We start from the raw sequence: 19,740 nt of genomic DNA, 5'->3' as shown, positions 1-19,740 counted from the left end.
CGGCAGGCGCTTGTAAAAGCGCCTTTTTACCGTTCTGATTTGTTAGTTATGCTTGGCTTTTTGCTTCAACCAAAAATCAGGAGGCTCATAGTTAATAAGTGAATAATCTAATTCATGACCTGTATCGGTAGCTAATTGAACAAGCAGCATTTCCTCCTTATTCGCAGGTCGGAGATCACCTGTTTTAATTGTGATCACTTCTACGCCGTCACGCTTTGGATTACCCACGACAACTACTTGATTTCCTTCTGCATAAACGGCTGTGACCTCCGTTTGAAAAACCACAATATACAAGTCCAGAGCCGTCTCATTTTGAAACATGTCAATGCCAAACCCCATGTCGTTTTCGAAATTCATCCAACCGGAAAGTCCGATATCATAATTGGTAAACAAGCGATGCGAGGCGTAATAAATACGTGAAGGTATATAACTCCATCTGCCACCCCAGTATGTACTATGCCAATGCGGTTCGTAAACGGGTCTTATGTAACTGGGCATATTTTTTATGAGTGAAAAAGGAATTCTTGTGCCTTTATTGACCACATCGCTAATGGAAACAGTACGAGAAGGGTACAGTTTCTTGAGATTGGTTTGAAACGGAAGTTCATCCATATGTGTTGGGAGCGGGGGTTCAAGACGTTTAAGCCGAGTTTCGAGCTCATCTGTTTGCTTTTTGTGTACTTCCTCGTTGGTTATAGGAAGATACATAGATGCCTCTGCATCGGATTTTATTTGCAACAAGGTACAGGCCAGTAACACCGAAATACCTAGATAATAATAATTTCGTATGGATAACATTTCGACACCTCAAGGCTATTGTGAATCAATAATGATGGATTTATGTAAGTAGGAATCGCAGAACTTTGTACATGTGTAGTTAGGTGTAATTGTAAATAAATTTCCAAATATCCAATTTAACACAGAACATTCCTACATCACTCACGTCTAATTGATATGGAATGAGCTGGAGGGATGACATGAGAAGATGGCTATTAGGTAGCTTACTATGCCTATGTATAGGGTTCGTTGTTTTTCTCCTCATGGAGCCGAGTAACGATCCTGATGAGAGAGAAACTTCTCCACCATCCATTACCGAGGTTAGCCCTTCGACTACTTCAATGCCCAAGGAGGAATGGTTCATAGGACTGAGTAATTCCGAAGAATTTGGCATTAGTACGATGGAAGATGGTATGCAGCGGATGTATAAGCCGTCAGATCGTTTGTTTTTCAATAAAGCCGATGCACTTCTTGAATTTTTTTATCGTCATGATCATGAGTTATCGCAATTAGAAATCATAAAGCTCAAAAATGAAATCATTGTAAAAACGAAAGTTGATCAGAAGCCAATTCCTTTTACGGTTGTTGCTTTTGAAGAAACGCGCAGTCAAGCCATATCCATTCAACTGAAACAGGCTCCACAAGCTGATTTGATCGTCCAATTTCACTCACTAGATGGCGTATCCACCAAAGAATTTACATTTGAATATATGCCGATGTTCACATATCAAATTCACAGTGCCGAAGATAAAGAAGCGAACTATTATGCGATGAACGCAGGTACTTATTATCGGGTTGAGCCAGATCGAACTTATACATTTCAGATTCATTTCTCACTTGACGTAAATAAAGAAGACGCAATGAATGCTTTGCTTAATCAATTTGACCAATTGGATTGGTCTACAGTATGGGAGAGTAACCAAGATTTAACCATAGCTTTACGTACGCATCCTCACGATGTGGATAAAAAATTTCTTATTAATTTATACGGGGTCAAAAGTAAGGATGGTTATGTTGTGACTTCTACGGATTCACTTCATGGTGTTATTACTGAGAGGATGAAATATGGAACAATCAATGTACGAACAGGTAAAGTTGATGTTTTATTTCATATGCTGCCGCGGTACCAAACGTTGGATAAATCATCGGACGGAAATTATTATTTGGCCAAAGAGGTGCAGGATGACTATCAAGGAGAATTTCCTATACCTAATTTAACTTTGCTTAGTGCAAAGGGGGAGGTCATCAAACATTTAGGTCAAGCGAAATATCCGCATTGGTTGGCAGACGGGCAATCGTTTGTCTATGCTTCAGGAGATTCAATCCTTCGCTATACTCCTATGACACAACAAACATCCGTGATTTGGACTTCGCCCTACAAAAATGATAAAGCGATTTTCTACAACATTGATGGGTTGGAGTTAGACCCTGAAACAGGGAGATTAGTCGTTAGCCTCTATCATCTTGGGGCGACAATGGATATCGGGAATGTTGATTTATATTTTTTTGAAAATGAATATGACAGGTCTCCAAGAATGGTTGAGAATGTTTCAAAAAGAGGTAATAGTTCATTTACTTTTCAGTTTAATGGTACGTATATCTGTTATTCCAATAATTTCATTGTGAAGGATGGAAGTCATTGGGATTATAAATTGCAAAAACTTAATTGGAGAGATTTAATCATCTCCGAATTAAATGGGCTTACGATTACGAATGGGTTGCGTTTTTTACAAGATGGTGAAGTTATTTTTCAAAAGGGTGATCCTAATAACCCTGAATGGTTTCGATACGATCTCGGAAAAGACCAAAGCGAGAAACTTTTTAACACAGAGCATGCCATTGATGTCGCTTGGAGAATCGGTAAAGACAACTACTTAATGCATGATTTCACAGGTACTTATATCTTTCGTATTCAAAAGCCGCGCTTTGAGAAAAGCGTAATATTGCCAAAGCAAGCAGAGATTGTAGGATCTTTTGAAGATACAATCATCTATTTACAAAATCCTGACCCAATAGGGCGTTTATGATCGTGGAGAGGGGACGGGGAATAGGATGAGATTCAAACATATGATCATGCTTCTATTTTCTTTACTAATCGGTGCTGGTGTGGGTTATGCAATCCCGAGACACAATTCACCAAATGAAGCGAGTGAATCAGTTGCTCCGAGTCCAAGTCCAGTAATAGCTAGCCCTATTCCTGCGGAGCCTAGCACGATATTGAAGGATAGGGATACATTGTTACACCTGCTGTCAAGAGTCCATGATAGTACAGAAGGATACGAATATACGGAAGCTCAACGTAAGGAACTTCAGGCCAATCCTGAAAATAAAGATTATAGCAAAGTTCTACAAAAGTTCGTTCAAACACGTTTGAAGCAGGAAATTACGTCCTTCCAAACGATAGGCAAACCTCTAAATCCGCGTTCCTTGCTCATTACAACCGCGGATCAACGTGCTTATATGATCTATCTGAGAAAAGATTACATGCATGATGGGATATGGCTCGTGCATGCATTTATGGATTATATTCCCCAAGGGAATTCACTTCCCGATGTCTATTCAACGATTCCACTCGCTCAAGCTCCGGGTGAAGTGAAGGAATGGGCCGAAGTTATATTGAAGCAGCCAGAGTGGAAAAAGGAATATCGAACATTCGGAGATCGAACGTATGCTTTGATCAAGTCATCCTCGTCGTATTCCGATTCTGTGGAGTTGGAAGATGTCATGGTTTCGGCGGGAGAAGTCTTTATTGCTTATCAGTCGTATCAATATGCCGTGAATAGCGAGAAAGATCTGATCAACGATTACATGTTGTTGGAAATAAAGAATTCAGGTATAAGAGATGTAACGTTCACTAATACGTACTCTAATTTCCCGCTAATAGATGGTAAGGAGCCTGTGCCTGGTGATGAAAGTACGATCGCTCATTTGAAGAACAACATTGTGCTGAATCCGAAATTTATGGAGCTAGCAGCTATGGGGAAAATTCTAGGCGTAGAATTCGGCATCGGTGCATCACAGGATGAAGTAATCGCCAAATGGGGCCAACCTCATGAAATCGGTTCTAGGCAGGTAGAATTTCAGAGATGGCATCAGTATCAATTGTATTTTGGGCCGCTAGATCGTCGGATTGGTGCTATTCGAGTTCTCGGTGAATCTGTTGATTACACATTACTTGAAGTAAAGAAAGCTTTAGGAGCCCCCAAGAGTGAGATAAATGGCGAGGATGGTGTCTGGAGCGTATATTACGAAGTTGGTGAGTATGGATTATACGTCAATGCTGCGACCAAAGATGGGAAAGTCGAATCTTTGATGTTGAAAAAGAGATCGTAGTATCGGCATGCTGTAGACTTTTAATCTGTCATATACATTGGGATAATGAGTATATTGCATTGATCTTTGTCAACACTAGGAGAGCTAACCCAATTGACTGAAAAAGGTTGGACACTATTATGTTAACGAAACACGAGGTATCATTTTCTCGAAATTGGCCTCTGCATGTGATGATTTTCATTTTCACCGTGTACTGGGGATACATGGCTATTTCACCAACGGATCGCATTCAGTGGTTAATGGAGAGTTTGCTTCCTGTTGGGGTCGTGCTGGTCCTTACTTTTACCTATAAAGTTTTCCGATTCTCGAATGTATCCTATCTGCTCATGTTTATATTTCTTTGCTTACACACCTACGGAGCTCATTATACCTACCAAGGTACACCATTCGATTCGTGGCTGAAAGCAACACTGCATACGAAGAGAAGCTACTATGATCGCGTAGTTCATTTCGCATTCGGTCTGTTCTGGGCATATCCATTCCGTGAATTGCTTACCCGGGTGGCCGTAAAGCGCGGCTTTTGGTCATATGCCATTACCATGGCTGTTGTTCTTAGCTGCAGTGCCTTTTTTGAAATTATTGAAATGGGTGCCGCTTTTGTGGCAGGGCAATATGGGGAGGAATATGTCGGCATGCAAGGGGATGTTTTCGATTCTCATAAAGACATGGGACTTGGATTAGCAGGAGCAATGATTTCACTCGGAATGCTTGCATGCTTGATGTGGCAAAGGCGAAGAAACAGAAAGGGATTGAGTAATTAGCTGGATTAGGGGGGGACCCTTGATTCAGCTTTTTTGCTATGTATTTCCAATAACTTAAGCGTATACTTAGGCATGTAAGCCTAACATAAGCTGATAAAGTAAGCACCACATCTGCAAGGAGGATTCTCCATGAAGGCAATCATTTACCTTAAATATGGTACTCCGAATGAACTGAACCTCAAGGAAGTTGAAAAACCGACGCCAAAGGATGATGAAGTGCTGATCAATGTACATGCAGCCTCTATTAATTCATGGGACTGGGATCTTCTCCGTGGCATACCATTCTTAGTGCGGATAGGCGGCATTCTAAAGCCCAAATTTAACATCCTAGGCGCAGATATCGCGGGACGAGTTGAAGCGGTTGGCAGAGATGTCAAGCAATTTGCACCCGGAGACGAGGTGTTTGGAGACATATCCGGATGCAGCTGGGGCGGGTTTGCAGAGTATGTTTGTGCGAGAGAACAATCGTTATCACTGAAACCTGCCAACATTAGCTTTGAAGACGCTGCGGCTATGCCACAAGCTGCAGTCCTCGCTTTGCAAGGTCTACGTGATAAAGGACTTATTCGGAAAGGGCATAAGGTATTAGTAAATGGTGCGGGTGGAGGCGTCGGTACATTTGCGATACAGCTTGCCAAATACTTCGAGGCTGAAGTAACTGGCGTAGACAGCGCGGGGAAATTGGCTAAGCTGAAAGCGATTGGTGCGGATAAGGTCATTGATTATGCAAAAGATGATTTCACCAGAAATGGACAACGTTATGACTTGATTCTAGATATAGCTGGAACACGATCGATCTTCGACTACAAGCGAGCATTAAGCCCGAATGGCCAATATGTCATGGTCGGTGGATCTATGCATCGTATTTTTCAAGTCATGTTGGTAGGTCCATTTATTTCAATGTTTGGATCCAAGAAAATGGGGCTCCTGATACACAAACCGAATAAGAAGGATCAGAATGATCTGATGGTGCTTAGGGAAGCTGGCCAAATCGTACCGGTGATGGACCGGCATTACCCATTAGGCGATGTGGCTGAGGCTTTTCGATATTTTGGAGAAGGACGTCACGTGGGGAAAATTATGATTCATGTAAAATAAGAGGGCAAGTACATAGAACAGAAATAAGCCGCCTAATTGGCGGCTTATTTCTATTTGGTCGATGACTAGGTCCGGCGCATATAAGCGATAACCGTGATTGGCGCAAATATCGCCACAATAACGATAGCTCCGAACAGGGAGATCGTTAGATCCCAACCAACCGTTCCTTGATTCGCAAGCTCGCGAACCGCAGAGACGAGGTGTGAGATTGGATTGATTTTAACAAACCACTGAAGCCAGTTAGGCATGGTGTCGACAGGAACGAATGCGTTAGAAAGAAACGTAAGTGGGAATAGGACAAGCATGGAGATCCCTTGAACACTTGATGCTGTGCGTGCAATGACGCCGAAGAATGCGAAGATCCAGCTAATTGCCCATGAACAGAAAATGACAAGCAACGCGGCGATTGCAACATTGGCCAAGCCGCCTTCAGGTCGATAGCCCATGATGAATCCCATGGAGAAAGTAAGTACTGTCGCAATGGTATAGCGTATGGTATCCGCTAATAGGGCCCCGGCGAGTGGAGCAATCCGCGCGATGGGCAGTGATTTGAACCGGTCAAACACACCTTTATCCATATCCTCTCGCAGCTGGACGCCGGTCACGATGGACGTTGTGATTACGGTCTGAACGAGAATACCTGGAATAATGACAGGCAAATAACTCACGACGTCACCGGAGATGGCTCCGCCAAAAATATAGGTAAACATCAGGGTGAAGATGATGGGTTGCAGCGTGACATCGAACAATTGTTCAGGTGTACGGCGAATCTTCAGCAGGCCGCGATAAGCCATCGTCAAGGAATTGCGCACGGATTGGCGGAAGCTGGTGTGGTTTCTCAGATGACGCTCGGAAACGGGTTTAATGGATGTACTCATACTCGTGCCTCCTGTTTGTTACTCGAAGCTTCAGACGTCGCTGTCTCGTTCTCTGAGACGCCATGACCTGTTATGGTTAAAAATACTTCATCCAATGTCGGCTTCTGGACACTCATCTCAGCTAAGTGAATACCAGCTTCGCGCAGGGAGATGAGGAGGTCAGTCACACGATCGGCGTTCGCCATTGGAGCTGATATTTTACCAGCAACCACGGTTGATGATACCTTAAGAACTTGCTCAACGGTTCTACGAGCTTGCTCAATGTCTAGTGGATTTTGGACACTAAGATGCAAGGAGGACGTACCAACGGAAGCTTTAAGCTCATCAACCGTACCCTCAGCAACGACGCGTCCACGATCGATAACAGCGATTCGATCAGCTAGTTGATCTGCCTCTTCCAGGTATTGGGTTGTAAGTAATATGGTAGAACCAGTGTCCACCAAACGACGGATCGTGTCCCACATCTGAGCACGCGTACGCGGGTCTAAACCGGTCGTCGGTTCATCTAGAAAGATGAGTGGAGGCTGCGCAATGAGGCTGGCAGCAAGATCCAATCGGCGTCGCATACCGCCGGAGAAATTCTTCAATGGTCGCTTAGCAGCCTCTGTTAATCCAAATTCCTCAAGTAATTCGTCTGACTTTTGTCGCGCCTCTTTGCGGCTTAGTCCGAGAAGTCGGGAGAAAATGATTAAGTTCTCTGTAGCACTTAACGATTCATCGACGGATGCGTATTGACCGGTTACACCGATCAATTGACGGACGATCTGGGACTCCTTCACGACATCGTATCCGAAGATTTTTGCTGAGCCCGCATCGGGTCTAAGTAGAGTTGCCAGCATATTGATTGTTGTCGTTTTGCCAGCTCCGTTCGGACCAAGTACGCCGTAAATCGACCCAGCCTTCACATTCAAATTCACACCATCGACTGCACGATTTTCTCCAAAGGTTTTGACAAGTCCATGCGCCTCGACGGCCCAATCGCCATGCTGCGCTAATCCTTTTCTTTGTGAAGCATCCAATATGATTCCTCCTAGATAACAATTGATAACGTGATTGTATCTTACATTTTTAAACTGAATGTAAACAAATGTATGTAATTTTCGATTCCGTTGGGAAAATACGCACTTGTAAATAAATGGATATATGTTAAAATAAAAGATACCATACGGTATCTTTTATTTGCATTAACAGAACCTGTATGAAAAATATGGAGAGATATTACCATGGCCTAAAGGAGAGATGCACCATGTCGCTAAAAGAACAATTGGAGCAGGCTAAGGCTGGATTTATCGCTAGGGTGCCTGATGAAGCGCAGACACAGATTATGCGTCACATCATGGAACAACAGCAATCAGGCATTGTTTTTGGTTTAAAAAAAGGAAACAAAGCTCCGAATTTTGTTTTGACCAATCCGATCGGAAAGCAAATAACGTTATATGACGAGCTTACCCGTGGTCCCGTAATCCTTACCTTTTACCGCGGCAGCTGGTGTCCTTTTTGCAATATCCAGCTTAGAGCTTATCAGCAAATTCTGCCCGAGATTCAAGCGCAGGGTGCTGAACTCATTGCTATTACACCGCAAAGCCCCGACCATTCACTAACCCAGCAGGAGAAAGAGCAGTTGACTTTCCAGGTGCTGAGCGATCGAAACGGTCATGTTGCGGAAAGCTATAACCTCTTGTTTGAAATGCCTGACTATCTTCAACACACGTTCAAACATACACTTGGAAGAGATATCTCTGCATTCAATGAGACGGACCGGTGGATCTTACCCATCCCAGGAATCTTCCTGATTGATATGGATAGTAACATCCGTTACGCACATGTAAACCCGGATTTCATGACGCGAATGGAGCCGCAGGATATCCTTTCACACTTAAAGGAACTGTAATGAGGAGGATAGTTTATCTATAGTTATCCTTTCCTTCGAAATGGTAAATCCTATTATGATATGATGATTTCATGCATCATGCATTGCTTAGGAGGATCCATACATGTCATTAATTAAAGTTAGTAATTTAACGTTTGCCTACGACGGCAGCTACGATCATATATTTGAGAACGTCAATTTTCATATCGATACCGATTGGAAATTAGGATTTACAGGACGAAATGGGAGAGGGAAGACAACTTTTCTCAGCTTACTGCTTGGTAAATATGAATACAGCGGACATATTTCCGCGAGTGTCAGTTTTGAATATTTTCCTTTTCATGTGAACAACAAGGACCATAACACGCTTGATATTATCAACGACATTTTAGAAGATTATCAGCATTGGGAATTAATGCGTGAGCTTACGTTACTGAAGGTTTCTGAGGATGTTCTTTATCGGCCTTTTGATTCGTTATCCAACGGAGAACAGACGAAAGTGTTGTTGGCTGCGTTATTTCTGAAGGAGAATAGTTTTTTGCTAATCGATGAACCCACCAATCATCTGGACATGAAGGCTAGAAAGCTGGTCAGTGAGTATCTCAAAACCAAGAGCGGGTTTATATTAGTGTCTCATGACAGAGCATTTCTAGATAACTGCGTAGATCACATCCTTTCCATCAACAAGACGAATATTCAAATTCAAAAAGGGAATTTCTCGGATTGGTGGGAAAATAAACAGAGGCAAGATCACTTCGAGCTCGCTGAAAACGAAAAGCTGAAGAAGGATATTAGACGATTATCCGATTCTGCTAGACGAACGAGCGACTGGTCACATGAAGTCGAGAAAACGAAAAACGGTACAAGAAATTCCGGTTCCAAGGTAGATAAAGGCTATATTGGTCACAAAGCTGCAAAAATGATGAAACGCTCTAAATCCATCGAGCAAAGGCAGCAATCGGCATTAGAGGAGAAGTCAAAGCTCCTTCGAAATATTGAAAGTGCAGATGACTTGAAGATTACCCAACTGTCGTATCACAAAAACCAATTAGCTGAACTTGAACATGTCTCGATTTATTACGGCGAGAAGATGGTTTGCCAGGATGTTAGCTTTACGATCGAACAAGGCGAGCGAATTGCGCTTTCAGGTAAAAATGGCTCGGGCAAATCAAGTATAATCAAGCTGCTTTGTGGTCAGAACATCACCTATACGGGAACGTTTAGAAAGGGAAGCCAGCTACAAATATCCTATGTGTCACAAGACACCTCGCATTTGCATGGTAATTTGACGGATTTCGCGAAGAAACATGGGATTGATGAAAGCCTATTTAAAGCCATATTAAGAAAGCTTGATTTTGCCAGAGTTCAATTTGAGAAGGATATCTCCGCTTTTAGCGGCGGTCAGAAGAAGAAAGTACTCATTGCCAAAAGTTTGAGTGAGCAAGCACATTTGCACATTTGGGATGAACCGCTTAATTTTATTGATGTGATTTCGCGTATGCAGATTGAAGAATTGTTGCTTGAATACGCGCCAACCCTGCTATTTGTGGAGCATGATAGGGAATTTTGCGACAATGTTGCAACTAAAATTATTGAACTTTAAGGATTTATTGAAAAAAAGCTAAGCTGCTTAAATGGCGCTTAGCTTTTTTGCTTTTCGCAGTAAAAGTTGCGTTAGTCCGAAATCTCCGAACTAAAACGAGGGTTACTTGTAAAAAAAGACCATTAGTCCGATTTTGCCGAATTATTCACTCATTTTCCTTGTGTGAGTGTTATTTGAGTCGATTTAGTTCGGCTGTTTAGGACTAAACTGTGCCCGGGGAGTAACCGAGTCGCGACATGGGCATACGGGGGAGTGTAAGTCGATTATTTCGACTTACAGGAGCACGACATGGGCAAACGGAGTTGAGTAAGTCGATTATTTCTCCTTACAGGAGCGCGACATAGACATACGGGAGAGTAAGTCAATTCTAAGATTTAGTCTGTATACGCAGAAAGAGTCTATGCTACAATACATTTGAACGCGCTTACATAACTTCATGCTTCATCCAACAAATGAAAAGGAGGAGCGCAGGCTATTATTTCCTCATTATGTTCACCTGCGCGAAACGCAAATGAAAGCGATCATGATTATGTTTGATTCCTTGAATCGTCACATGCTCCCACCCTATGGGGGATGGATCAAAACGCCAAACTTTGAACGACTTGCTGCGAAAAGTGTGATATTCGATACCTTTTTCGTGGGCAGTATGCCTTGCATGCCAGCGCGGAGAGAGCTGCATACGGGGAGATATAATTTTTTGCATCGCAGCTGGGGACCTTTGGAACCGTTCGATGATTCTATGCCCGAGATCTTAAAGCAAAATGGTGTCTACACGCATCTCGTCACAGACCATCAGCATTATTGGGAGGACGGAGGGGCAACGTATCACAATCGTTATAATACGTATGAATTCATAAGAGGTCAGGAAGGTGATCCGTGGAAAGGGGAGATTGCAGATCCGGAAACCCCAGCTTACAAAGGCGGACATACGACAGGTCTTGGTGGACATAGTGCGGGAAGAATGGTTACACAGGATTGGATCAATCGTAAATATGTCAAGGATTTGCCTGAATTTCCACAGGCGTTGACATTTGATCTAGGTACTGAATTCATTCGCCAGAATGTGGCTGAGGATAATTGGTTTTTGCAGCTCGAAACCTTTGATCCTCATGAACCGTTTTTTGCGCATCAATCATTTCGCGAGATGTATCCGCATGACTATCAGGGTGTACATTTCGATTGGCCGCCATACCGAGCGATTGAGGAAACGCCTGAAGAAGTCGAGCATGTTCGTTATGAATATGCAGCTCTCGTCAGTATGTGCGATTATCATTTGGGCAAAGTACTGGATCTCATGGATGAACTTGATCTCTGGAAGGATACGATGCTAATCGTCAATTCTGATCATGGATTCCTCATGGGCGAGCATGACTGGTGGGCCAAAAATATCCAACCCTTCTACAATGAAATTGCAAGACCACCACTTTTCATATGGGATCCAAGGAGTAAGAAAGCAGGGGAGCGCAGAGATAGCCTCGTGCAAATGATTGATATGGCTCCAACCTTATTGGAATTCTTTGGTGTTGATGTTCCAGAAGATATGCAGGGGAAATCGTTGAAAGAGACGATCGCAGCGAATTACCCCGTCAGAGATGCGGCATTATTCGGCATTCATGGTGGACACATCAACTGTACGGATGGCCGCTATGTGTATATGAAAGCACCAGTAGCACCGGAAAATGGACCACTCTACAATTACACATTAATGCCATCACACATGCGGCGACTTTTCACTATCGATGAGTTGAAAAGCCTGGAGCTTGCTCAACCATTCTCCTTCACGAAACAGCTGAAAACCATGAAAATCAACGCAAATCCACATAATGAACTACATAAGTTCGGGACGCTGCTTTTTGATACGGAGGAAGATCCAGAGCAACAGCAACCTTTACAAGACGAGAGCATTGAGGCCAAAATGATCACGCATATGCTGCAAATCATGCAAGAGAGTGATGCTCCATCTGAACAATATGAGCGAGTAGGACTACAGCCTGAGGTCAAAGAAACTAAAATGAAATGAGGTGCATAACCTTGTTCGATGTCTTAATCGCAGAAGATGAGCTTTGGATTCGCAGCGCAATCGGTGAAATGGTCGAGAAGCTTAGCCCTGAATTCCATGTGGTCGGAGAAGTTGGAAACGGAGAAGATGCCTGGCAGTCTATTCAAGAAAGCTGGCCGTCCATTCTGATTACAGATATCATGATGCCTCGACAAAATGGCTTATGGTTAGTCGAACAAATTTATAATCATGAGCTGCCGATGGCTACGATTATCGTCAGCGGCTATGATAATTTTCAATATGCGAAGCAAGCTATGCGGTTTGGCATTTTCGAATATTTATTAAAGCCGCTGAACGAGGAAGAGCTCCATGGTGCATTACGCAGAACCGCAGAGCGCTTATCCAGCATGTCAGGAACTAGGGAAACCATTACCCGGTTACAACATTTTGCAGAATCACTCCCGGAGCTATCGCAACAAGAATTACCTAATCAGATGGAAGCCGTACTGCAAGATACATTTCAACTTCGCATTTCACCAGATGTAAGGAAGAACCTTTTCCACATGCTTTCAAGTCGATTAAATGAACTGATTCAAGGTGTGAATCGAGATTTCACATGCTTGCCATTGCTTGGAGACAGCAAAGAGGAGGTTCATCGTCACTTCAAACGACTCCTAGAAGCTTGGAACGAAATCTACCCGCAATATGCGAACCATCATGTGAAAATGGCTATTCGCAAGGTATGTGATCATCTGGATACGCATTATGCTCTTACGTATACGTTGTCAGAAGCCGCAGAAATGGCTCATCTAAGTGTATCTTATTTCAGTGCCTTATTTAAAAAATCAACGGGTCTCACGTACTTGAATTATGTGAATCAACTTCGGATCGAGAAGGCGAAAGCGCTGCTGCTCGTTCCCGAAATTAAAATTTACGAGGTCGCGGACCAAGTGGGCTTTACTTCTTTGCCCTATTTTAACCGTACATTTAAACAAATAACGAGCTTAACGCCTCTGGAGTATAGAAAGAGTCTCGGCATATGAGAACAACACGATGGTTACACCAGTTGCCCATAAGGGCCAAAATGGTCATCGCTTTTCTAAGTGTCAGTATTGCCTCTGTGCTTTTACTGGCACTCAGCTCTCACTATTACTACAGCCAAGCGGTGAAGAAGGATTTCTTCAATATTTCGAATGAGGCGACGAATCGGCTTAACTATTTCTTGGATTATTATTTCAAACAATTCCAACGCTCCTCAAGTACGTTGATGCAAAGCAATACGGTGCAAAATTGGTTAGATAACAAAGTTCAGCCCAATGAACAGAATCTGGATAATGTCGAAGCTATTGAAAGAGAGCTTAGGCGGTATGTCGCGCTGAATTTCTCTGAAATTCAGAATATGTTTCTCATTAACCGCGATCATAAGGTTGTATCCATTCGGCAGTCGTATGTGGGAAACAATGATTATTCATCAGAACCGTGGTTTGGACGGCCCCTGCAATCGAAGAAATCGATCATACAAACGCATTTAGCTGAATATCCAGGCAGTATGGGTGAAGGTGTACTGTCGATTGTTCTTCCGATCTTCAGCATTGATTCTACAGATCTCATCGGAAATTTGGTCATTGATATTTCGTTAACGGAAATTGATCAAGCGTTCCGACGCTCCAAGCTGGGTGAAACCGGCGATTTTTTCATTCTTTCTGACAATGATACGATTGTGTATCATGCGAATCATCAATGGAATGGATTATTGATCGCCAAGACGGACTTGAACTCGCTTCAGATATCGAAACAACAAGGTGCAGCGATTCAAACCTTTCATGGCGTAGATTACTTAATCGCAACCGTTATTTCAGACAGCACGCATTGGCGAATCGTTGCACTGGTCCCATTTGAGGAAATGGCAGGGGAGCTGCAATTAGCAACGAATTCGACGCTAGCTATTCTAGGCGTGATCGCTTTGTTTATTTTATTCATCGTGCCCTTCTTATCCGCACGATTCGTAGAACCCATTTTAACCTTGAAAAACTTAATGCGCCGTGTGGCCGGTGGAGACCTGAGCGTACGCTCTGCACCTGTTCCCGGACTAGATGAGTTTCAACAGCTCAACCACAGCTTTAATATCATGGTGAGTCGTTTAGAGGAGCTTTTTGAATCGAATGTAAGTCTTAGCGTCAAAGAAGTGCAGTCACAGCTGCTGCAGAAGGAAGCCATGATTAAAGCACTGCAGAATCAAATTAATCCCCATTTGCTATACAATTCGCTTGGCATAATTCAAAGTATGGCTTATTTGGAGCAAATGCCGATGATTGAGAAAATGGCTGGTAATTTAGCAGACGTTTACCGGTATACCGCACGATATAGTGGGCTAGAAACGACATTGCGTGAAGAAATGGTGCATTTACAAAAGTACTTAGAAATCATTCATATCCGCTTCCCGAACAATTTCCAAAGTCGACTCTATGTCAATGAGAAGTTCCATTCCTGTCCTGTCGTTAAATTGATCTTGCAGCCGATTATCGAAAATGCGGTTAAATATGCCATTGAGCCGATGGAAGGCAAGGGTGCTATTATCGTCAGCGCGTATGATGATAAGGAGGACTTGGTCATTGAAATTGCCGATAACGGCCCAGGGATTGATGAAGCGAAGTTAAGAGAAATGGATGATAGACTGAATAATATTTCTAATTTGAAAATACCTCCCTATGAGGAAAGTGAATCGTTAGGGATCACCAATGTTCACACGAGGCTTGTGCTGAAATATGGTGTGGGCTATGGCATTCATATTGATTCATTCCCAGGGCGGGGAACCGTCATTTCGCTGCGGGTTCCTCTTCCCCGTCAGCTTTCATCAGAAGATCGGATCATACGTACTTCGTAAACTTAGTAGAATCCATTTGGAAATCGTAATTTCAGGCAAGGAAATGAGCCTATGCGCGAATTATAATAAAGAAGTATCCAATAACGATGCAAATAGGGGGAATACGAGTGAAAAAATGGAGTTCTATTTCGTTTGCCATTCTGCTATCCACGAGTGTGGTTGCCGGGTGTTCGAGCAATTCGTCGACAGATTCGTCAACAGAAAGCCCGAAGGTAACCGCTAAGGAAACTGCAGCAGTCACACCCACAGCTTCAGCCAGTCCCCAAGACGATTTGAAAGAGAAGCTGGAGCTCAATATCATGACGATCAGCTATGAGGGCGGAGGATGGCCAGCCAACAACTCGATGATTGATTTCTTAAACAAAAAATTCAATATTGATCTGAAGTTTCAATGGATTTCGCAAGATAATTATAAAGAAAAGTTAAATGTATTGGCTGCTTCTGGCGACTTTCCAGATTCCTTCTTGCTTCTAAAAGAAGATTTCCTGAAGTGGCGGGATAAAGGCGTTTTCCTTGATCTTAAACCACTCTTAGGCAAATATCCGAATTTAGCGAAGCAGCTAGGCGGCGAAGAACAACTGCAATTCATGAGTCCGAAAGGCAAATACTACAGTGTACCTTATTATCAAATTGAAACCCAAACCTCTTTAGGTATTCGAAAGGATTGGCTGGATAAGCTTGGGCTGCAAATGCCAACAAACACGGATGAGTTTTACAAGGTTGCGAAAGCGTTTGCAACTCAGGATCCGGATGGCAATGGCAAGCAAGATACGTACGGCTTCTCAGCATCATTGGTGGCGAACAAGACAGATTTCAAGCACGTTGATCAGCTGAAAGCGGCATTCGGTCTAGTAGATGTGTGGGGACTAAAGGATGGTAAGCTGATTAGCTGGCATGTGCAAAATAAAGAACTAAAAGATTTCGCTGCCTATATGGCCAAAGCATACGCGGAAGGCGTGCTGGACAAAGATATTGCGATTAATAAAGTAAAAGATCCGCAGGATAAATATGAAGCAGGCAAAATCGGTGTCGATGATGTCGTGCCGAATGTATTTTATCAGACCATTGTTCCGAATTTGAAGAAAATTGATCCTAAAGCTGAAACGATCCAGCTCTTACCGCCAAAAGGGCCGACAGGACTTCAAGGAACGGCAACGAATGCCATCACACAGCGCATTGTAATCAATGCGAAGAGTGATGCCAAGAAGCAGGATCGCTTGATGAAGCTGTTTGATTATTTAGTTTCGGACGAAGGGAATACCTTGACGAAGAATGGGATTGAAGGCGTCCATTATAAAAAAGAAGGCGATAAGTATACGAAATTGGAAGCTTTCGATAAGGAACGTCCAATCTTAATCTCTGCTTGGTATTTACGAAGATTCGATGTGAATACCCAAATTCGACTTTGGGATGACACGACGATGGTGAATAATGTGAATCAGTGGTTCAAGAACAGTGAACCGTTTAAATGGCCGAATCTGGCAGCTGGCTTAGAATCTCCAACAGACACGAAGAGTGGGGCAACCATCGATCAGAAATTCATGACGACACTGCTCAAGGTCATTATGGGTGAGCAACCGCTCGATACCATTGATCAAGCAGTTGAACAATGGAAGAAAGATGGCGGCGATCAGATTACGAAGGAATATAACGACGCTTACCTGCAAACCAAATAAGGTCAAGAGGGGTCCTTTGTAAGGACCCCTCCCTGATAGGTCATCACGGCTCCGAGGAGGAGACTTATGAAAAGTAAAAATCAAGTAGATGTCTTTCGACCACCGTCTCTTCCACAAGGCAGGAGATGGATGCGGAGTGCAGCATGGAAGCGCGGAATTCCTTTGTATCTGATGATTTTGCCAGGTTTTCTGTTTTTCGTAATTTTCAAATACATCCCCATGGCTGGACTCGTGATCGCCTTTCAAGAATTTGATCCTTTCGTAGGATTTAGAGAAAGTCCATGGATTGGTTTGGACAATTTCCAACGGTTGTTTACAGATCCAGATTTCTTGACGCTGCTCAGCAATACGCTGATACTCAGCGCGCTGAATTTGTTTTTATTTTTTCCAGCACCGATTCTATTCGCAGTTTTGCTGAATGAGGTCAGTCGTGCTTGGTTTCGTAAAACCGTGCAAACGATTCTCTATTTGCCACACTTCCTGTCATGGGTCATCGTCATGAGTATTACGGTCGTCCTGTTTGCAACGCAGGATGGCGGCATTAACAATTTACTGGATAGTATGGGATATAGCCGGATTGAGCTTCTGACAGATCCGAGCTTCTTCCGCATGCTCTATGTTGGTCAGAATATTTGGAAAGAAACAGGTTGGAACGCGATCATTTTTCTAGCGGCATTGGCTGCCATTGATCCGACGCTCTACGAAGCAGCTGTAGTGGACGGAGCGAATCGATGGAAGCAGGTCTGGCATGTCACCTTGCCTGCATTGAAATCTACGATTGTCATCCTGCTCATTCTACGGTTAGGTCAAGTCATGGAACTAGGCTTCGAGCATATCCTGCTCATGCAAAACCCAGTGAATCTGAGTGTTGCCGATGTTTTTGATACGTATGTGTACCGCAATGGGGTGCTTCAAGGCAACTTCAGTTACTCTACAACAGTTGGTATTTTTAAAGCACTCATTGGCTTGGTCTTAATTCTGATGGCCAATCGATTGGCGAAAGCATTTGGGCAGGAGGGGGTGTATTAGCATGCAAATGTACAATGCGCGAGGCCGAGATCCCCTATTTACACTGATCATCAACTCCCTGCTGGTGCTAAGCTTGATCGTCGTTCTATTTCCATTTCTCTACGTCGTCATGACTTCGTTTGCATCAAGAGAAGAGATTCTAACACGAGGATTTTTCCTCATTCCGCATGATTGGACAGTTAATGCGTACGGATATTTGATGACCAGCCCGCAATTTATGGAATCGTTCAAAAACGCCGTCATCATTACGATTGAAGGTACGACTGTCAATATGGTGCTGACTTCTCTGATGGCTTACGGGCTTTCAAAGCGATGGCTCAAAGGAAGAAGAGTTCTGAATTTCATGGTTCTGTTCACCATGTTATTTAGTGGTGGCATCATTCCCACGTATTTGGTTGTCAAAAGTATGCATCTCTTGAACAGCTATTGGGCGCTGTTTCTAAGCACAGCAATAGCACCTTTCCACTTAATTGTCCTGCGCAGCTTCTTCCAGAATATTCCTGCCGAGCTGGAGGAATCTGCACGGATCGATGGGTGTGGTGAACTGCGATTGTTCTGGCGCATTATCATCCCATTATCACTTCCAGCTATTGCGACATTTACACTCTTCTATGCGGTTCAGAACTGGAATTCGTACTTTAATGCGGTTCTGTATATTAACGATTCGTCGAAATGGCCCTTGCAAGTGTTCTTGCGGCAGATGATGAATGAAGCCAACAATAGCTTGGAAAATATGTCGACAGGCTTTGAATTCAGTCCCGCTGTCAAAATGGCGGCGATCGTGTTAACCGCATTACCGTTGCTGGTTGTGTATCCATTTTTGCAAAAATATTTTAACAAAGGCATGTTAATGGGATCTGTGAAAGGTTAATCGCAAGGATGGATCCCATAAGGAGGAGTTGAAATGTCGATGAATGAAATTGTCGTCGTTGGCAGCCTTAATGTGGATATGGTAAGTCGTGTCGAGAAATTCCCCATACCCGGAGAAACGCTGAAAAGCAAATCTACCGTGACTTACCACGGTGGAAAAGGTGCTAATCAAGCTGTAGCAGCCAAGCGGGCTGGTGGTTCTGTTGCGATGATTGGCGCTGTAGGCAGGGATTCGTTGGGGAGCGAGGTGTTGCAGGCCTTGCAGATGCAGGATGTGAATACGCAGGCGATTGCTGTCAAAGAAGGTCCAACAGGTTTGGCCTATATCATGGTGAATGATGCCGGTCAAAATCAGATCGTGCTGACGGAAGGTGCCAATGGAGTAGTGAAGCCAGAGGACATATACGCATCAGCATTTGATTCGGCCAAGGTTATTCTCCTACAGAATGAAATTCCCTGGGAAACGAATCTACATGTAATGCACATGGCGAAAGCGAGAAACATTCCTGTCATTCTCAATCCAGCACCCGCCAAACGGATCCCGAAAGAGATATTTCCCCTCATTGGTACGCTAGTCTTAAATGAGTCGGAAGCGCATTATCTAATCGGTAGCCCTGTCAACAGCAAGGCAGATGCCGTTCTTGCCGCAAGCAGCTGCATTGAAAACGGTGTGCGTGAGGTGATCGTAACCCTTGGAGCGTACGGCTCGCTCTATATGGGTGACGATGGTGCGTACCTATTCATGCCAGCTTTCTCCGTGGAAACCGTGGATACAACTTCGGCAGGGGATACCTTTATCGGCTACTATGCCGCAGAGATTTGTTCAGGCAAGTCAGTCCATGACGCATTGCGATATGCCTCTGGCGCAGCAGCTATTTCCGTAACGAGAAATGGCGCACAAGCCTCAATTCCCACAAGGGATGAAGTCGAAGCGTTTATCAACAATACCAGATGAGCGAAGG

Annotated in this window: 16 protein-coding genes; 13 read left to right on the top strand and 3 right to left on the bottom strand. The window is 43.6% G+C overall.

The genetic code is table 11. From position 1 onward, the window contains the following. Positions 1 to 42: 42 nt before the first annotated feature. Positions 43 to 798: a hypothetical protein gene (locus AC58QG_RS05875; RefSeq protein ID WP_497361162.1), complete on the bottom strand. Its 756-nt coding sequence runs from the start codon at positions 796 to 798 to the stop codon at positions 43 to 45. A gap of 422 nt (positions 799 to 1,220) precedes the next feature. Here AC58QG_RS05875 and AC58QG_RS05870 point away from each other — a divergent pair, with 422 nt between their 5' ends. From AC58QG_RS05870 to AC58QG_RS05855, 4 genes are all read left to right on the top strand, one after another. Next, on the top strand, positions 1,221 to 2,804 hold the full coding sequence (locus AC58QG_RS05870) for a hypothetical protein (protein ID WP_497361161.1): 1,584 nt from the start codon (positions 1,221 to 1,223) through the stop codon (positions 2,802 to 2,804). A 40-nt stretch (positions 2,805 to 2,844) separates the two neighbouring features. Then, positions 2,845 to 4,110, top strand: coding sequence for a DUF4309 domain-containing protein (locus AC58QG_RS05865; RefSeq protein ID WP_497361160.1), 1,266 nt, complete (start codon positions 2,845 to 2,847; stop codon positions 4,108 to 4,110). Positions 4,111 to 4,229: 119 nt separating this feature from the next. Then, positions 4,230 to 4,871: a DUF2238 domain-containing protein gene (locus AC58QG_RS05860; RefSeq protein WP_497361159.1), complete on the top strand. Its 642-nt coding sequence runs from the start codon at positions 4,230 to 4,232 to the stop codon at positions 4,869 to 4,871. Between the two features lie 129 nt (positions 4,872 to 5,000). Next, positions 5,001 to 5,969, top strand: a complete 969-nt coding sequence (locus tag AC58QG_RS05855; protein ID WP_497361158.1) for an NAD(P)-dependent alcohol dehydrogenase — start codon at positions 5,001 to 5,003, stop codon at positions 5,967 to 5,969. Positions 5,970 to 6,034: 65 nt separating this feature from the next. Here AC58QG_RS05855 and AC58QG_RS05850 read toward each other — a convergent pair whose 3' ends face one another. Both AC58QG_RS05850 and AC58QG_RS05845 read right to left on the bottom strand, forming a co-directional pair. Then, the gene (locus AC58QG_RS05850) at positions 6,035 to 6,847 is read right to left on the bottom strand and encodes an ABC transporter permease (protein ID WP_497361157.1); all 813 of its coding nucleotides are present in this window, start codon (positions 6,845 to 6,847) and stop codon (positions 6,035 to 6,037) included. After that, positions 6,844 to 7,869 (bottom strand): ATP-binding cassette domain-containing protein, encoded by a 1,026-nt coding sequence (locus tag AC58QG_RS05845; RefSeq protein ID WP_497362791.1) that lies wholly within the window; start codon positions 7,867 to 7,869, stop codon positions 6,844 to 6,846. The genes AC58QG_RS05850 and AC58QG_RS05845 overlap by 4 nt, the downstream gene beginning before the upstream one ends. A gap of 224 nt (positions 7,870 to 8,093) precedes the next feature. Between AC58QG_RS05845 and AC58QG_RS05840 the strand changes: the two genes are divergently transcribed. From AC58QG_RS05840 to rbsK, 9 genes are all read left to right on the top strand, one after another. Further along, entirely contained in the window at positions 8,094 to 8,738 is a 645-nt protein-coding gene (locus AC58QG_RS05840; RefSeq protein WP_497361156.1) for a peroxiredoxin-like family protein, read from the top strand. A gap of 103 nt (positions 8,739 to 8,841) precedes the next feature. Then, on the top strand, positions 8,842 to 10,320 hold the full coding sequence (locus AC58QG_RS05835) for an Lsa family ABC-F type ribosomal protection protein (protein WP_497361155.1): 1,479 nt from the start codon (positions 8,842 to 8,844) through the stop codon (positions 10,318 to 10,320). Between the two features lie 436 nt (positions 10,321 to 10,756). Further along, complete coding sequence (locus tag AC58QG_RS05830; protein ID WP_497361154.1) at positions 10,757 to 12,340, top strand: sulfatase; 1,584 nt, start codon at positions 10,757 to 10,759, stop codon at positions 12,338 to 12,340. Between the two features lie 11 nt (positions 12,341 to 12,351). Next, positions 12,352 to 13,362 carry a response regulator gene (locus AC58QG_RS05825; RefSeq protein WP_497361153.1) on the top strand — a complete coding sequence of 337 codons (1,011 nt, stop codon included), beginning with the start codon at positions 12,352 to 12,354 and terminating at the stop codon, positions 13,360 to 13,362. After that, the gene (locus AC58QG_RS05820) at positions 13,359 to 15,203 is read left to right on the top strand and encodes a sensor histidine kinase (protein WP_497361152.1); all 1,845 of its coding nucleotides are present in this window, start codon (positions 13,359 to 13,361) and stop codon (positions 15,201 to 15,203) included. Before AC58QG_RS05825 ends, AC58QG_RS05820 begins: the two co-directional genes overlap by 4 nt. A 107-nt stretch (positions 15,204 to 15,310) precedes the next feature. Then, positions 15,311 to 16,879: a type 2 periplasmic-binding domain-containing protein gene (locus AC58QG_RS05815; RefSeq protein WP_497361151.1), complete on the top strand. Its 1,569-nt coding sequence runs from the start codon at positions 15,311 to 15,313 to the stop codon at positions 16,877 to 16,879. 66 nt (positions 16,880 to 16,945) lie between these two features. Next, positions 16,946 to 17,908, top strand: a complete 963-nt coding sequence (locus AC58QG_RS05810) for an ABC transporter permease (RefSeq protein WP_497361150.1) — start codon at positions 16,946 to 16,948, stop codon at positions 17,906 to 17,908. A gap of 1 nt (position 17,909) precedes the next feature. Next, a complete protein-coding gene (locus tag AC58QG_RS05805) occupies positions 17,910 to 18,779 on the top strand; it encodes a carbohydrate ABC transporter permease (RefSeq protein WP_497361149.1) in 870 nt (289 codons plus the stop codon). Between the two features lie 33 nt (positions 18,780 to 18,812). Continuing rightward, positions 18,813 to 19,733 (top strand): ribokinase, encoded by a 921-nt coding sequence (gene rbsK / locus AC58QG_RS05800; RefSeq protein ID WP_497361148.1) that lies wholly within the window; start codon positions 18,813 to 18,815, stop codon positions 19,731 to 19,733. The last annotated feature ends 7 nt before the right edge of the window (positions 19,734 to 19,740 follow it).

It is taken from the genome of Paenibacillus sp. J22P169 (assembly GCF_059691995.1).
The sequence above is the reverse complement of the archived record's forward strand: the minus strand, read 5'-3'. Positions and strand labels throughout refer to the sequence as shown.

Coding starts and splice junctions, on each gene's coding strand:
- AC58QG_RS05850 (WP_497361157.1), bottom strand. CDS start 6,847: ATGAGTACATCCATTAAACCCGTTTCCGAGCGTCATCTGAGAAACCAC.
- AC58QG_RS05805 (WP_497361149.1), top strand. CDS start 17,910: ATGCAAATGTACAATGCGCGAGGCCGAGATCCCCTATTTACACTGATC.
- AC58QG_RS05865 (WP_497361160.1), top strand. CDS start 2,845: ATGATCATGCTTCTATTTTCTTTACTAATCGGTGCTGGTGTGGGTTAT.
- AC58QG_RS05840 (WP_497361156.1), top strand. CDS start 8,094: ATGTCGCTAAAAGAACAATTGGAGCAGGCTAAGGCTGGATTTATCGCT.
- rbsK (WP_497361148.1), top strand. CDS start 18,813: ATGTCGATGAATGAAATTGTCGTCGTTGGCAGCCTTAATGTGGATATG.
- AC58QG_RS05810 (WP_497361150.1), top strand. CDS start 16,946: ATGAAAAGTAAAAATCAAGTAGATGTCTTTCGACCACCGTCTCTTCCA.
- AC58QG_RS05830 (WP_497361154.1), top strand. CDS start 10,757: ATGCTTCATCCAACAAATGAAAAGGAGGAGCGCAGGCTATTATTTCCT.
- AC58QG_RS05855 (WP_497361158.1), top strand. CDS start 5,001: ATGAAGGCAATCATTTACCTTAAATATGGTACTCCGAATGAACTGAAC.
- AC58QG_RS05835 (WP_497361155.1), top strand. CDS start 8,842: ATGTCATTAATTAAAGTTAGTAATTTAACGTTTGCCTACGACGGCAGC.
- AC58QG_RS05860 (WP_497361159.1), top strand. CDS start 4,230: ATGTTAACGAAACACGAGGTATCATTTTCTCGAAATTGGCCTCTGCAT.
- AC58QG_RS05875 (WP_497361162.1), bottom strand. CDS start 798: ATGTTATCCATACGAAATTATTATTATCTAGGTATTTCGGTGTTACTG.
- AC58QG_RS05820 (WP_497361152.1), top strand. CDS start 13,359: ATGAGAACAACACGATGGTTACACCAGTTGCCCATAAGGGCCAAAATG.